Below are 14791 nucleotides of genomic sequence, written 5' to 3'. Positions count from 1 at the left end.
AGGCGGGTCAGGGGTGCTTCGGCGCCCCGGCCCGCCGTTTGCGTACCGCCAGCAGCGCCCCGGTCCCGATCAGCCCCGCAAGCCCCGCCGCCCCCGCCGCCGAACCCGCCTTCAGGCCCGGCGGGCGGAAGTCGCAGGAGACCGTGGAGGGGGACCCGGAGCCCTTCAACTCCACCGCCACCAGACCCAGATACGAGTCCGCCGGCTTCGCCCCGCCGCCGTTCACCGCGCACCTCCACCCCGCGATCCTCGGCATCGCGAACACCGCCGTCCCGGCCGCCCCGGCGGGCAGCACCGCCCGTACACCGCTGTCGCCGACGTGGACATCCGTCGCCCCCGTCGTACGCAGCCGCTCCACCGCCGCCGTCAGCGCGCCCCGGTCCAGACAGCCCAGCTGCGCCTTCTTGTACGCGGGGCGCAGCGTCACCCCGGACGAGGGGCTCGTCGAGACGCCCAGCGGGGCCAGGGCCGCCCGTCGCTTGGGCGCCCCGCCCCGGAACTCGACCCACTTCCCGGTCGTGCCGAGCCGCGCCCAGCCCGTGTACTCGGGCGCCCACAGGAACGCCTCCTGCCCGGCCGCACACCCCTCGGCGACCGTACGCGGCAGCGTGTACACCCGCGCCCCCAGCAGCATCTCCTGGTTGCGGAAGGGCGAACTCCCGTACCGCAGGGGTCCGTTGTCGCCCCGCACCGTCACCAGCGGCGGCACCGGGGCGCGGGTGACCGTCGGCGCCCGCCCCTTCTCCGCCCGCACCCGCGCCCCGACCGCGAACACCGCGTCCGTCACCGGGTTGTCGAGGCTCTGCACGGACCGGCCGCGGGAGGTCCAGCCGCCGCCCAGCGCGGTCATCGTCTTCGTCAGCACGTCCGGGGTGAGGCTGCTGTAGTAGGAGGCGCCCTCGCCGCCGAGCAGCAGCGGGTCGTTGCCGGTGATCTGGCGGCGGCCCGGGTCGGTGCGGTACGCGGGCCAGCCGTCGGCCCCGGTCACCGCCGCCTCGCGCGCGTCGTGCGCCGTCCCCCACGCGGGGTAGCTGTCGAGCCGGTGCAGCCGCTCCCGGTCGCCGTAGGCCACCGTCACCGCCGCCTGCGCGGTCTGCGCCCCGGCCAGAAGCAGTACGGCGGCCAGCGCCACCGCCCGGCGGCCCCGGGCCCGTCCGGCGATCAGCAGCGCGCCGAGCGCGGCCGCGAGCCCGCCGAAGAACAAGGGGTACGACCAGGGCGAGACCAGCTCGCTGAAGGCCGCCCCGCCCGCGATCACCGCGAGCACCCCGCCCCCGCCGAGCAGCGCGCGCCGGTCGGGCAGACCGTCCGCCACGCACACCCAGGCGGCGATCACCAGGATCCCGCTGAGGACGAACGTCTGGCGGTACGGGCTGCCGTTCGGGGTCTGGAAGGCGTGCCAGGCCAGATGCGTCGGCTTCCACTGGAAGGAGAGCGCGACGAGCAGGGCGAGCCCCGTCCACGCGTACCGCTCGCGGTCCGGCACCGCCCTGTTGAACGCCAGCGCCCCCGCGAGCAGCAGCGCGCCGGTGCCGAGGAACAGCGCGGGGCTGGAGAAGCTGTACGTCGCCGGGAGCCAGCGGGCCAGGAAGTCGCTCCACGGGACCGGCTGGAACTCCTTGCTCCAGCCCGGATACGCGTGCTTGGTGCCCAGGAACACGGTGAAGAGGATCGGGGCCGACAGGCCGATGCCGAGCGCCGTCGTCCAGGCCGCGCGGGCCAGCGCCCACACCCGGGCCCGTGTCTCCGTCTCCTCCAGGAACAGCCGCAGCAGCAGGATCAGGCCCGCCCCGATCGTGGCCATGTAGGCGGTGTAGAAGTTCGCCGTCCAGGCCAGGGCCACCACGACCGGGCCGACCAGCGCGTGCCTGCGGGTGCGGGCCCACTCGCCGACCAGGCAGAGCATCGGGAACGCGATCAGCCCGTCCAGCCACATCGTGTTGTACGTGGCCTCGATCACCGACCAGCCGCACAGCGCGTACGCCGCCCCCAGCACCCCGGCCGCCCAGCGCCGTCCGGGGGAGGGGCGCAGGGTGAGCAGCAGGACGGTCATGGCGACCGCCGCCACGGCCATCTTCAGGACCGTGATCACATAGACCGCGAGGTCGAGCTCGGCGCGCGGGAACACCCCGACCAGCAGGGCGAACGGGCTGCCCAGATACGTACCGATGTCGGGCAGGAACGAAGTCCCGTACCCGGACTGCCAGTTGACCAGGGCGCCGCCGTGGGCGCGGCCGTGCAGCAGGTCCCACAGATGGGCGTGGAACGGGACGAACTGGTTGCCCAGGTCGTTGACGCTGCGGGTGTGGCGCCCGAAGGGGAAGGTCCGGGCGACGGCGTCGGCGGCGCACACCGAGACCACGGTGATCAGCGCGGCGAGGGCGGACGCCCGCGCACGGGGGCGGCCGGCCCCGGCGGCCACGGCCGGGGCGGCGGGGGGAAGCTGGACGGCTTCGAGAGTCGGCATGGGGATCCTCTGCTGTTCGCTGCCGTCGAATATGCCGGACCGTTGCACGTAAATCAGCGGCCCGGGGATTCAGTTCACTTGATCGACGCCCGGTCGTCATTCGGTGAATCCGCCCCGGACGTCTGGCCCGGCTGTTCTTCGTTGACTGCCACAGCCGTACTCCGTATCGACGGGGGAGAACCGTGCTCATCTCGATTGTCGTGCCCTGCTTCAACGAAGAGGAGATCATCGGCCGCTTCCATGATCAGGTGACCAAGGAAATCTCCCGGCTCGACGCGGAATTCGAACTCCTCTATGTCGACGACGGCAGCAAGGACCGTACGTTTCCGCTGCTCCAGGAGATCGCCGCCCGCGACCCGCGCGCCCGTTACGTCTCGTTCAGCCGGAACTTCGGCAAGGAGGCGGCGATGCTCGCCGGACTGCGGCACGCCGCCGGCGACGCCGTGGTGATCATGGACGCCGACCTCCAGCACCCGCCGGAGCTCATCGGTCGCATGATGGACCTGCACGCCCAGGGCCACGACCAGGTGATCGCCCAGCGCACCCGCAAGGGCGACCGCGTCACGCGCACCCTCACGGCGCGCCTGTACTACCGCCTGATCAACCGCCTGGTCGATGTGGAACTGGTCGACGGCGTGGGAGACTTCCGCATGCTCTCGCGCAGGACGGTCGACGCGGTACTCGAACTCACCGAGTACAACCGCTTCTCCAAGGGGCTCTTCGCCTGGGTCGGATTCCGCACCACCACGTTCAGTTACGAGAATGCGGTGCGTGAGCAGGGGCGTTCCGCGTGGACGTTCGGAAAACTGCTCAACTACGGCCTGGACGGGATGATCTCGTTCAACAACAAGCCACTGCGGGCCGCCGTCTATCTGGGCATGCTGCTGCTCGGGATCGCCACGGCGTATTCCGCGTGGATCGTCGGTGTCGCGATGGTGAACGGCGTGGACACCCCCGGATATGTGACCCTGCTCGTCGTGGTCACCGCGCTGGCCGGAGTGCAGATGGTGATGCTGGGAGTGGTCGGCGAATACGTCGGCCGCATCTATTACGAGGTCAAGCGCCGTCCGCACTTCCTGGTGCAGTCGACGAATGTTTCCGGCCAGGAACAGGAAGGCGGCGGCGTGCCGCGCCAGCCGGGACGCGAGAGCACGGACCGGGAGTTCGCCCGCCGATGAAGTCCGGAACCGCCGCCCAGATAGTCCGGTTCGCCCTGGTGGGGGTGGTCAACACGGGCACGTACTACGGCCTCTATCTGCTGTTCCTCCCCTGGGTGCCGTACGTCGTCGCCCACATCACGGCGTTCCTGCTCGCCATGGTGGGCTCGTTCTTCCTCACCTCGTACTTCACCTACCGCACCCGGCCCACCTGGCGGAAGTTCCTGCTCTTCCCGCTCACCAACGCGGCCAACTTCGTGATCACCACGACCGGGATGTACGTCCTGGTGGACCTGCTCGGCCTCAGCAGCACCTGGGCCCCGCTGATCGCGGCCGCGGCGGCGATTCCGGTCACCTTCGTCCTCTCCCGGACGATCATGTTGCGGCCCGAGACCCCCGAGGCGGCCGAATCGTTGGGCGAATCAGTGGCCCACGCCACTGAGACTGCCTAACATCGATCACCGCAAGGTCATCAGGTCGCTGCACTGCCGCACGATCCGCCGGGAGGCTCCTTTGCACCGCCGCCGTCGCACCGCACTCGCCCTCTCCGTCGCGCTCCTCGGCGCGGGCCCACTCCTGACCGCCTGCGGCAGCGAGGCCCACCCGGGCGCCGCGGCCGTCGTGGGAGGCGACCGGATCCCGGTCTCCGCGCTCCAGGCCCAGGTCAAGGATGTCCGTACGGCGCAGCAGGCCTCGCCGCAGGCCGCCCAGCTGATCAAGAACACCGGCCAGCTCAGCCGCGCCAAGCTGCACGGGCTGATCTTCGACCGGGTGCTCGACCGGGCCGCCGCCGACGCCGGGGTGAGCGTGACCCGCAAGCAGCTCCAGGACGCCCGGGCCGCGATGGCCCAGCAGGCCGGCGGCGAGCAGGCGTTCGCGGGCATGCTCCTCCAGCAGCGCGGGGTCGCCCCCGGCCAGATCGACGACGCGGTGCGCGAGCAGGTGCAGCTGACCGCGCTGGCCGCCGCGACCGGCGCCGACCTGTCCACCCCGCAGGGCCAGGCGGCCGTCACCAAGACGCTCACCGAGGCGTCGAAGAAGCTGAAGATCGACGTCAATCCGCGGTACGGGACGTGGGACGACAAGGCGATCCAGCTCGCCGACGCCAAGACGCCGTGGATCGCCCAGGTCACCAAGAACGGGCCGGAACAGGACGCCCCGGTCACCGGCTGACGGGCCGGGGCGGGGGCGGGGAGCGGTCGGGGTAGGTTCGAGAGGTGACTCTCGAAGAACCCGGCCGCGTCGTCCTGCTCACCGCCAGCCACCGCGTGGCGCCCGGACTGCTGTCCTGGCCCGCGTGGCAGACGCTGCGCGCCGCCGACCGGGTGCTCTGCGCCGACCCCGGGCACCCGCAACTGCCGTATCTGCGTGAGGCGGGCGTCGAGGTCGAGCTCGCGGACCCGGAGGCGCGGGAGCTGGTCGAGGCGTGCGCCGGGGGCCGTACGGTGGTCGTCCTCCCCTCCGGCGAGGGCGACCGCCGGCTCACCGACGGGCTCGCCCGGCTCGCGGGCTCGGGCAGGGTCGCCATGCCGGACCTGGAGCTGCTGCCGGGCTCGTACGACCTGCCGGGCGCCCGGCTGCTCGACCTCGTCCAGGTCATGGACCGGATCCGGCGCGAGTGCCCGTGGTCGTCCCAGCAGACCCACAAGGGCCTGGCCAAGTACGCCCTTGAGGAGGCGTACGAGCTGGTCGAGGCGGTGGAGGAGGGCGACCGCGACGAGCTGCGCGAGGAACTGGGCGACGTGCTCCTCCAGGTGGTCTTCCACGCCCGGATCGCGGAGGAGGATCCCGAGGCGCCCTTCTCGGTGGACGACGTGGCCGGGACGATCGTGGAGAAGCTGATCCACCGCCATCCGCACGTCTTCGGCGACGAGCACGCCGAGACGCCGGAGGAGGTCAAGGAGCACTGGCTGCGGCAGAAGGCGGCGGAGAAGCAGCGCGACTCGGTGACCGAGGGCATCCCGCTCGGCCAGCCCGCCCTGGCCCTGGCGGCCAAGCTCGCCTCCCGCACCCGTATCGGCTCCCTGGACGTCCCCCTGCCGTCCGGCGAGGGCATCGGCTACCGCCTGCTCGCCCTCGCGGTCGCGGCGGAGGCCGACGGCACGGACCCGGAGGCGGCGCTGCGGGCGGCGGCCCGCGCGTACCGGGACGCGATCCGCACGGCGGAAGAGCGCTGACGGCGGTGCAGGAGCCCACTCCGTCCGGCGCGGACCGGACCCCGCCCGAGATGTTCACCTGGGAGTTCGCCACCGACCCGTACCCCACCTACGGGTGGCTGCGGGAGCACTCGCCCGTGCACCGGACCAAGCTGCCCAGCGGGGTCGAGGCATGGCTGGTGACGCGGTACGCGGACGCCAAGCAGGCGCTCGCCGACCAGCGGCTCTCCAAGAACCCCGCGCACCACGACGAGCCCGCGCACGCCAAGGGCAAGACCGGCATTCCGGGCGAGCGCAAGGCCGACCTGATGACGCATCTGCTCAACATCGACCCGCCGGACCACACCCGGCTGCGGCGGTTGGTGTCGAAGGCGTTCACTCCCCGTACGGTCGCCGAATTCGCGCCCCGGGTGCAGGAGTTGACGGACCAGCTCATCGACCGGTTCGCGGCGGGCGGCGAGGCCGACCTCATCCACGAGTTCGCCTTCCCGCTGCCCATCTACGCCATCTGCGACCTGCTCGGCGTGCCGCGCGAGGACCAGGACGACTTCCGCGACTGGGCCGGGATGATGATCCGGCACGGCGGCGGCCCGCGCGGCGGCGTGGCCCGCTCGGTCAAGAAGATGCGCGGGTATCTGCTCGAACTCATCCACCGCAAACGGGAGAACCCGGGCGACGACCTCATCTCGGGCCTGATCCGCGCCAGCGACCACGGCGAGCACCTCACCGAGAACGAGGCCGCCGCGATGGCCTTCATCCTCCTGTTCGCCGGTTTCGAGACGACCGTGAACCTCATCGGCAACGGCGTGTACGCGCTGCTGCGCAACCCGGAGCAGCGCGAGCGGCTCCAGGCCTCGCTCGCGGCCGGGGAGACGGACCTGCTGGACACCGGCATCGAGGAACTGCTGCGCTACGACGGGCCCGTGGAGCTCGCCACCTGGCGGTTCGCCACCCGCCCGCTGACGATCGGGGGTCAGGACATCGCCGCCGGCGACCCGGTGCTCGTCGTCCTCGCCTCCGCCGACCGCGACCCCGAGCGGTTCGGCGACCCGGACACGCTCGACCTCGGCCGCCGCGACAACCAGCATCTCGGCTACGGCCACGGCATCCACTACTGCCTGGGCGCCCCGCTCGCCCGCCTGGAGGCGAGGACCGCGCTGGCGACCCTGTTGCGCCGCCTTCCTGACCTGCGGCTCGGGGCGGATCCTGCCGATTTGCGCTGGCGCGGCGGGCTCATCATGCGTGGACTGCGCACGCTTCCGGTCGAGTTCACACCCACCGGAACTGACGGTTCGTCAAAACTGTGACTTTGGCGTTATCGCGGGTGCATCGACTTGTGACAAGCGTTCGAGTACGGCTACGTTCACCCCTCGACTCGGCAAACCAGGCTCAACGCCCGGCCCAGTAGTCACAGACGTCGTCACACGGAAGGCCACAGCATGCGCTCCGGGAACGGACGGCACCGCCGACCCCGCCAGGCTCCCGCACTCGTCGTCGCGGCGGGGGTGACCGGCTCGGCCCTAGCCCTTCCGCTCTTCGCGGCGAGCGGTGCGAGCGCCGCCTCCGCGACCACGTGGGACCGCGTCGCGGAGTGCGAGAGCGGCGGCGCGTGGAGCGCCGACTTCGGCAACGGCCTGTACGGCGGCCTCCAGCTCTCCCAGGAGACCTGGGAGACCTACGGCGGCACGGCGTACGCCTCGCGCCCCGATATGGCCAGCCGCGCGCAGCAGATAGCCGTCGCCGAGAAGGTGCTCGCCGCGAAGGGCCCCAAGGCCTTCACGAGCTGCTCGACGGTCTCCGGGCTCACCTCGGGCGGCGGCGCGCCGGCCGTCGACCCGGGCGCCACGCCCTCGCCGTACGTCCCCTCGGAGGAGGGAGCCGCGACCCCGGACGCCTCCACTCCGTCCGCGCCCGCGAAGACGACTCCGGCGCCCACGAAGCCGTCCGGTTCGGCCTCCACCGCGCCCAAGCCGTCCACGAAGCCGTCCGCGCCGGCCACGGGCACGAGCGGGCAGCCCGGGTCCACGACGCCCTCCAGTCCGGCCACCGGCTCCACGGACTCGGCCTCCGGCGGCAAGCACCGCGGCACGCCGGACACGGCCGAGAGCGGCACCCCCGCGACCACCGAGCCGGGCAATACGGACAACAGCCATGAATCGGGGCGCCACGCCTCGCGAGGTGACGCCGACTCACGCGAGGCGGGTGACGCGCTCACCGAGGGCGGCGACTACACCGTCCGCGTCGGCGACAACCTGTGGGACATCTCGCGCTCGCACAAGGTCGAGGGCGGCTGGTCCGCGCTCTACAAGGCGAACGAGAAGACGATCGGCTCCGACCCGAACCTCATCCTGCCCGGCCAGAGCCTTGATCTGAACCTGGCAAATACGGACAACCCGGCCCCGGCCAAGGGGTAGTTCAGGGGCCTATGTCCGCTTCTGCGCAAGTGAGACATGGGTCTCTTTCCGTCAACTGGCGTGTCCCGTCCGTCCGGTACGGGCGTTACGCCCCCGACCTGCGGAAACAGAGGTTGTGGAGGGGCATGTGGGGGCGATTTCTCCCCGATGTGCCCCTTTGAACATCAGGGGTTGGTGTGATTACGGTCGGAGCGCTCGTCACCACGGGCCCCTTCGACCGGGAACGCCGAATCCTGCCGCCGGTCGCGGGGAACAGTCGACGCTCGATGCGCCGTAGGCAGGAGCGGGGGACCCAAGGTAAGCGCCGGGCCCGGCCGTTGAAGGACGTACGCCATACGGCGGGACGTACGAGACGGCCGACGGGACCGGCTTGGGGTGAAGACGCGCCTAGCGGCGCGGCCGGGCCACTCACTCGCCCGAACCCGACAGCTCACCTCGCAGGCGTCGGTGAGGAGAACTCCATGCTGCTTTCCGGCAAGGGCAAGCACCGTCGCCCGTCCAAGGCCGTCCGCGTCGCCACGCTCGCCGGTGTCACCGGTGCGGCCGTCGCCGCCCCGCTGATGGCCGCGGGCTCCGCCTCCGCCGCCTCCGTCTCCACCTGGGACGCGGTCGCCCAGTGCGAGTCCGGTGGCAACTGGTCCATCAACACCGGCAACGGCTACTACGGCGGTCTGCAGTTCTCGCAGTCCTCCTGGGCCGCGGCCGGCGGCACCCAGTACGCCTCCCGCGCCGACCTGGCCACCAAGGGCCAGCAGATAGCCACCGCCGAGAAGCTGCTCGCGATGCAGGGGCCGGGCGCCTGGGCCTGCGCCGGTGCGGGCAACCTGACGTCCGGTGGCGCGTCCGCGAAGGTGGACACGTCCGGCTCGTCCTCCAAGGCCGCCACCCCCAAGGCCGCCCCGGCCCCGAAGCGCGAGTCCGCGCCCGCCTCGCGGAGCGAGTCCCGCCCCGCCCCGGTCAAGACCGGCTCCGGCGAGTACAAGGTGAAGGCCGGCGACACCCTCGGCTCCATCGCCGCCGCGCACGGCGTCAAGGGCGGCTGGCAGAAGCTGTTCGAGCTGAACAAGGACGTAGTGAAGGACGCGAACCTGATCTACGTGAACCAGCAGCTCCACCTGAGCTAGTCGCTCCGCGTCATCCGGCCGCAGGTGATCTGTGGCTGAGCGCGCAGTTCCCCGCGCCCCTAATGATGCGGGCACCTACAGGGGCGCGGGGAACTGCGCGACCAGCCCCCACCGGCCCGCAGATGATCCACGCACCCGCCCCCGCGGGCCCGCACGTGATCCACTCCGCTGAAAGCTGAACCCGTCGCCCCCGCCCCCCCGCCAGGGGGATTGTTTTGTTCGGGAACATTTTGCCCCCCGTTTCGTCCCACGGGCCGGTCGGTCGGCTGGTGGATGCCCCGGAGGCGGTTAGGCTCAGGGGTGCCGGACCACGCGGCCCGGCGTATTCGCGTCACATCCCAGAAGGAGATGCTCGTGCCGTCCATCGACGTCGTCGTAGCCCGGGAAATCCTGGACTCCCGAGGCAACCCCACGGTCGAGGTCGAGGTCGGCCTCGACGACGGCAGCACGGGTCGTGCCGCCGTCCCGTCCGGCGCCTCCACCGGTGCCTTCGAGGCAATCGAGCTCCGCGACGGTGACCCCAACCGTTACCAGGGCAAGGGCGTCGAGAAGGCCGTCCTCGCCGTGATCGAGCAGATCGGCCCGGAGCTCGTCGGCTACGACGCCACCGAGCAGCGCCTGATCGACCAGGCGATGTTCGACCTGGACGCCACGGAGAACAAGGGCTCGCTCGGCGCCAACGCCATCCTCGGCGTCTCGCTCGCCGTCGCGCACGCCGCCTCCGAGGCCAGCGACCTCCCGCTGTTCCGCTACCTGGGCGGCCCGAACGCGCACCTGCTGCCCGTTCCGATGATGAACATCCTCAACGGTGGGTCGCACGCCGACTCCAACGTCGACATCCAGGAGTTCATGATCGCCCCGATCGGCGCGGAGTCCTTCTCCGAGGCGCTGCGCTGGGGTGCCGAGGTCTACCACACCCTCAAGGCCGTCCTGAAGCGCAAGGGCCTGTCCACCGGCCTCGGTGACGAGGGCGGCTTCGCCCCGAACCTGGACTCCAACCGCGCCGCCCTGGACCTGATCCTGGAGGCCATCAAGGAGGCCGGTTACGCCCCGGGCAAGGACATCGCGCTCGCGCTCGACGTCGCCGCGTCCGAGTTCTACAAGGACGGCAAGTACGAGTTCGAGGGCCAGTCCCGCTCGGCCGCCGAGATGACCGAGTACTACGAGGAGCTCGTCTCCGCGTACCCGATGGTCTCCATCGAGGACCCGCTGTACGAGGACGACTGGGCCGGCTGGAAGACCCTCACCGACAAGCTGGGCACCAAGGTCCAGATCGTCGGCGACGACCTCTTCGTCACCAACCCGGAGCGCCTGGCCCGCGGCATCGAGGAGGGCTCCGCCAACGCCCTGCTCGTCAAGGTCAACCAGATCGGTTCGCTGACCGAGACCCTGGACGCCGTCGAGATGGCCCAGCGCAACGGCTTCAAGTGCATGATGTCCCACCGCTCCGGCGAGACCGAGGACGTCACCATCGCCGACCTCGCCGTCGCGGTGAACTGCGGTCAGATCAAGACCGGCGCCCCGGCCCGCTCGGACCGCGTCGCCAAGTACAACCAGCTGCTGCGCATCGAGGAGATCCTCGACGACGCGGCGGTGTACGCGGGCCGCAGCGCCTTCCCGCGCTTCAAGGGCTGATCAGCCGACCGGCTGAGCAGTCCTGACATGGGCTGACCGCCCTGTCGTACGTACGTCCCCGGCCGCGGTCCCGTACCGTGTCCGGGGACGTTGTACGTACGTGAGGGGAGCGGGGCGACATGGCCAAGGGCAACCGGGACCGGTTCTCCACCGCGGCCCGGCTCAAGGTGCTCGGCGAGCAGACCGCGGCCCGGGTCTACCGCTCCCAGACCAAGCGCCAGGCGCGCCGCTCCCGGCTCACCGGGCGCGCCGCCCTGCTCGCCCTGGTGATGTGCTCGCTGGTGGTGGCCCTCGCGTACCCGATGCGCCAGTACGTGTCGCAGCGCGGCGACATCGCCGAGCAGCGCCGCAAGGAGCACGACGCGGCCGCGCAGGTCGAGCGGCTGCGCGACGAGAAGGCGCGGCTCCAGGACGACGCGTACATCAAGCGGCTGGCCCGTGAGCACCTGCACATGCAGTTTCCGGGCGAGACCGGCTACACCGTGACCGACCCGTCGGCCGGCAAGGGCCGCCGCGACGGCAAGGCCGCCACCGGCCGCCCCTGGCACCAGAACCTCTGGGACGGCGTGGACAAGGCCGACCGCCCCGGCAACTGACGCCGCGACCGCCCGCGACAGACCCAGCGACAGACAGAGACAGAGACAGAAACCCCGATGGAAACGCCCCCGCCCCAGACGCCCAGCACCGAGCCGACCGACGCGGACATCGCCGCCTTCCAGGAGCAGCTGGGCCGCCCGCCGCGCGGACTGCGCGCGATCGCGCACCGCTGCCCGTGCGGCAACCCGGACGTGGTCGAGACGGCCCCCCGGCTGCCCGACGGCACGCCGTTCCCGACGACGTACTACCTGAGCTGCCCGCGTGCGGCGTCGGCGATCGGCACGCTCGAAGCCAACGGGGTCATGAAGGAGATGACGGAGCGTCTGGCGACGGACCCCGAGCTGGCCGCGGCCTACCGCGCCGCCCACGAGGACTACATCGCCCGCCGCGACGCCATCGAGGTCCTGGAGGGCTTCCCGAGCGCGGGCGGCATGCCGGACCGGGTGAAGTGCCTGCACGTGCTGGTCGGCCACTCGCTGGCGGCCGGGCCCGGGGTGAACCCGCTGGGCGACGAGGCGATCGCGATGCTGCCCGAGTGGTGGGCGAAGGGCCCCTGCGTCACCCCCTGCGTGCCCGGGGAGAACGAGAAGTGACCCGGGTCGCCGCCATCGACTGCGGTACGAACTCGATCCGGCTCCTGGTGGCCGACGCGGACCCGGTATCCGGCGAACTCGTCGACCTGGACCGCCGGATGACGATCGTCCGCCTCGGCCAGGGCGTGGACCGGACGGGCCGCCTGGCCCCCGAAGCACTCGACCGCACCTTCGCGGCCTGCCGCGAGTACGCGGCGGTCATCAAGGAGTTCGGCGCCGAGCGCGTCCGCTTCGTCGCCACCTCCGCCTCCCGCGACGCCGAGAACCGCGACGAGTTCGTCCAGGGCGTCCTGGACATCCTGGGCGTCGAGCCCGAGGTGATCACCGGCGACCAGGAGGCCGAGTTCTCCTTCACCGGCGCCACCAGGGAGCTCCACTCCGACGGCGACTACCTCGTCGTCGACATCGGCGGCGGCTCGACGGAGTTCGTGGTCGGCTCCCGGCAGGTGCGCGCGGCGCGCTCGGTGGACGTCGGCTGCGTACGGATGACCGAGCGCCACCACCCCGGCGACCCGGCCACGCCCGAGCAGATCGCCGCGATAAGGGCGGACGTCGAGGCAGCCCTGGACGAGGCCGAGCAGACGGTCCCACTCCGCGAGCCCCGCACGTTGGTGGGCCTGGCCGGTTCGGTCACCACGGTCGCCGCGATCACGCTGGACCTGCCCGCGTACGACTCGGCGGCGATCCACCACTCCCGTATCTCCTACGAGCAGGTCCGCGCGGTCACCGACCGCCTGCTCGCCTCGACCCACGCCGAGCGCACGACGATCCCGGTGCTGCACCCCGGCCGCATCGACGTGATCGCCGCAGGCGCGCTGGTCCTGCTGTCCGTCATGGACCGCACGGGCGCCCGCGAGGTCGTGGTCAGCGAGCACGACATCCTCGACGGAATCGCCTGGTCGATCGCGTAGAGGGGCAGGGGCTGGCCTGCGGTAACGCGGACAAGACGGAGCGCCCCCGGCGGGATATCCACCGGGGGCTCTAATTCTCCGGATGGCGTACCTGTCGGTCGTACGCGGCGAATGGACCGAGGCCGACCCCGGCTCGCCGTGTGTCGAGGTTGTCCGGGTCGCTGATGGTCTGCGGGCACAGCCCCTGCTTGCCGTTGATGTACTGAGTTCCGTAGAGCTGCGGCTCGCCTTGGTGGAAGAGACACCGGTCAGTCAGATACGCGAGGTGCCGTGGCTCGGCCTCTCCAGCGGTGACCGCCTCGCGGAGCAGCGTGAGTGCGTGCTGCTGGAACTCGGGGTCGGCGTCGGAGTGCTGGACAAGCAGCCATGCGGCGTCCGTGGCTTGGTCGCCGACGAGGGTTCGGCCGGGCCAGCCGTGCTCGGCAGTGATCCGTTTGAGCGCGGCGATGTTGTCGGCGTCGACTGTGCGCATGGCTTCGAGGTCGGGTGCGACCATCCCGTGTTCGCGTACGCCCCTGGCGTGTTGGTCGGCTGCCCTGCGGCGCAGGAGTTCGGCTGTGAGGTCGGGGCGCTGAGAGGTCATGGGCTGGCCTCTCGGGTGCCTAGGGTGGCCTCCCACTTGCCTCGCGAGAGGTGGATGACACCGTCTGGGGAGATCTTGGCGCGGGCGCCGTAGAGGGGGAGGCCACCCTCGGCGTTGAGCCGGTTGCGGATGCGTTCGAGTCTGTCCCAGAGGCGCTGTGGGCCGCTTTGGTGGACGGTGGGCGGGGCGAGCCGTTCTGCGGATGCGCGGGCCCATGATCCGTCCGGGTGGGCGAGGTAGGCGGTCCGAGTGCCGCTGCGTTCCTCGTAGCGTGCCTGTACGCCGGGAACGGCGATCTCCAGCATGCTGCGCAGTTCCCAAGTCTCGGCGACGTTCAGCACCGGATAGCGGCCCGTGGTGATCTCCGCGCCGTCCTTCTCGGGGGCGGGCGTGATGGTCGGCGGGTAGTCGTCACTGCTGCGGGTGAGCATGAATCCGGCACCGTCCCGTTCGATTCGGCCGTGGCACTCGCCGTGGTCGTCCTTCCACGCGGTGAGGATGACGCCCATGCGGGCGAGGGTGGTCACGAGTCGTCCGCCTGGGCGCAGGGCGGCCAGCATCGGGCGGAGCCCGGGGCCGGGGGGCATGGCGACGGTGGCGATGATGCGGTCGTAGGTGCCGGGGATGTCTGTGGTGGCGTCGGCGGTGATGAACTGAGGGCGCAGCCCGATGTCGGCGAGGCGGTCGCGTGCCGCTTCGGTGAGGTAGGGGTCAACGTCGAGGCTGGTGACCTGTTGGCTTCCGAGGCGCTGCGCCGCGTAGGCGGCGAGGCCGCCCGCACCGGTTCCGAGGTCGAGCAGGGACAGGCCGGTGTGGAGGCGGCCATGTCGGAGCATCTGGACGGCCAGGCTCGACATCGTCGCGGAGGAGGTGGGAAGCCCTTCGGGATGGTCGTCGGGCTTCGCGTGGTCGGCGTGGAGAGGCCCGACCCGGGTGACCAGCGATTCGTCTCCGTAGGCTGCCGCCCACCAGGCGGCGGGATCGGTCAGGCCCTCTCGAAGAGCCCATCGACCGTCGTCACCCCTGGCCCACCACCGGGGTACAAGCATGTGCCGGGGTGTCTGGGCGACAGGGCTGCGCCATCGGGAATCTGGATCGGTGATCGCGTCGGCGAGTCGTTGAGCGTGGTGTTCCCAGTTCATCGCGACCCCTTC

The 14791-nt window shown here is 71.3% G+C and carries 14 protein-coding genes and 1 riboswitch; of the genes, 11 read left to right on the top strand and 3 right to left on the bottom strand.

From position 1 onward, the window contains the following. Nucleotides 1–7 precede the first annotated feature (7 nt). A complete protein-coding gene (locus tag OG965_RS18220; protein WP_371653137.1) occupies nucleotides 8–2467 on the bottom strand; it encodes a YfhO family protein in 2460 nt (819 codons plus the stop codon). 182 nt (nucleotides 2468–2649) lie between these two features. On the opposite strand from OG965_RS18220, the gene OG965_RS18215 reads away from it, so the two are divergent. From OG965_RS18215 to OG965_RS18165, 11 genes are all read left to right on the top strand, one after another. Further along, nucleotides 2650–3645, top strand: a complete 996-nt coding sequence (locus OG965_RS18215; protein WP_371653136.1) for a glycosyltransferase family 2 protein — start codon at nucleotides 2650–2652, stop codon at nucleotides 3643–3645. Further along, nucleotides 3642–4076, top strand: a complete 435-nt coding sequence (locus OG965_RS18210) for a GtrA family protein (RefSeq protein WP_371653135.1) — start codon at nucleotides 3642–3644, stop codon at nucleotides 4074–4076. Before OG965_RS18215 ends, OG965_RS18210 begins: the two co-directional genes overlap by 4 nt. 61 nt (nucleotides 4077–4137) lie before the next feature. Next, nucleotides 4138–4797 carry a SurA N-terminal domain-containing protein gene (locus OG965_RS18205; RefSeq protein ID WP_371653134.1) on the top strand — a complete coding sequence of 220 codons (660 nt, stop codon included), beginning with the start codon at nucleotides 4138–4140 and terminating at the stop codon, nucleotides 4795–4797. Between the two features lie 44 nt (nucleotides 4798–4841). Then, nucleotides 4842–5801, top strand: coding sequence for a nucleoside triphosphate pyrophosphohydrolase (locus tag OG965_RS18200; protein WP_371653133.1), 960 nt, complete (start codon nucleotides 4842–4844; stop codon nucleotides 5799–5801). A gap of 50 nt (nucleotides 5802–5851) precedes the next feature. Continuing rightward, complete coding sequence (locus tag OG965_RS18195; RefSeq protein WP_371656975.1) at nucleotides 5852–7087, top strand: cytochrome P450; 1236 nt, start codon at nucleotides 5852–5854, stop codon at nucleotides 7085–7087. A gap of 132 nt (nucleotides 7088–7219) precedes the next feature. Then, nucleotides 7220–8194, top strand: a complete 975-nt coding sequence (locus OG965_RS18190) for a transglycosylase family protein (RefSeq protein WP_371653132.1) — start codon at nucleotides 7220–7222, stop codon at nucleotides 8192–8194. A gap of 259 nt (nucleotides 8195–8453) precedes the next feature. Further along, nucleotides 8454–8653: riboswitch (cyclic di-AMP (ydaO/yuaA leader) on the top strand. Between the two features lie 2 nt (nucleotides 8654–8655). Next, on the top strand, nucleotides 8656–9318 hold the full coding sequence (locus OG965_RS18185) for a transglycosylase family protein (RefSeq protein ID WP_371653131.1): 663 nt from the start codon (nucleotides 8656–8658) through the stop codon (nucleotides 9316–9318). A 348-nt stretch (nucleotides 9319–9666) separates the two neighbouring features. Then, nucleotides 9667–10953, top strand: a complete 1287-nt coding sequence (gene eno / locus OG965_RS18180; protein ID WP_371653130.1) for a phosphopyruvate hydratase — start codon at nucleotides 9667–9669, stop codon at nucleotides 10951–10953. Between the two features lie 119 nt (nucleotides 10954–11072). Continuing rightward, the gene (locus OG965_RS18175; RefSeq protein ID WP_371653129.1) at nucleotides 11073–11549 is read left to right on the top strand and encodes a septum formation initiator family protein; all 477 of its coding nucleotides are present in this window, start codon (nucleotides 11073–11075) and stop codon (nucleotides 11547–11549) included. Between the two features lie 57 nt (nucleotides 11550–11606). Then, nucleotides 11607–12143: a DUF501 domain-containing protein gene (locus OG965_RS18170; protein WP_371653128.1), complete on the top strand. Its 537-nt coding sequence runs from the start codon at nucleotides 11607–11609 to the stop codon at nucleotides 12141–12143. Continuing rightward, nucleotides 12140–13054: an exopolyphosphatase gene (locus OG965_RS18165; RefSeq protein ID WP_371653127.1), complete on the top strand. Its 915-nt coding sequence runs from the start codon at nucleotides 12140–12142 to the stop codon at nucleotides 13052–13054. The genes OG965_RS18170 and OG965_RS18165 overlap by 4 nt, the downstream gene beginning before the upstream one ends. A 70-nt stretch (nucleotides 13055–13124) precedes the next feature. Here OG965_RS18165 and OG965_RS18160 read toward each other — a convergent pair whose 3' ends face one another. Beyond that, a complete protein-coding gene (locus tag OG965_RS18160; RefSeq protein WP_371653126.1) occupies nucleotides 13125–13637 on the bottom strand; it encodes a DUF6624 domain-containing protein in 513 nt (170 codons plus the stop codon). Continuing rightward, nucleotides 13634–14779, bottom strand: coding sequence for a methyltransferase domain-containing protein (locus tag OG965_RS18155; protein ID WP_371653125.1), 1146 nt, complete (start codon nucleotides 14777–14779; stop codon nucleotides 13634–13636). The genes OG965_RS18160 and OG965_RS18155 overlap by 4 nt, the downstream gene beginning before the upstream one ends. Nucleotides 14780–14791: the final 12 nt, after the last annotated feature.

Source organism: Streptomyces sp. NBC_00224 (assembly GCF_041435195.1).
GTDB lineage: Bacteria > Actinomycetota > Actinomycetes > Streptomycetales > Streptomycetaceae > Streptomyces.
Note: the sequence above shows the minus strand (reverse complement) of the source record. Positions and strands in the feature narration are given on the sequence as shown.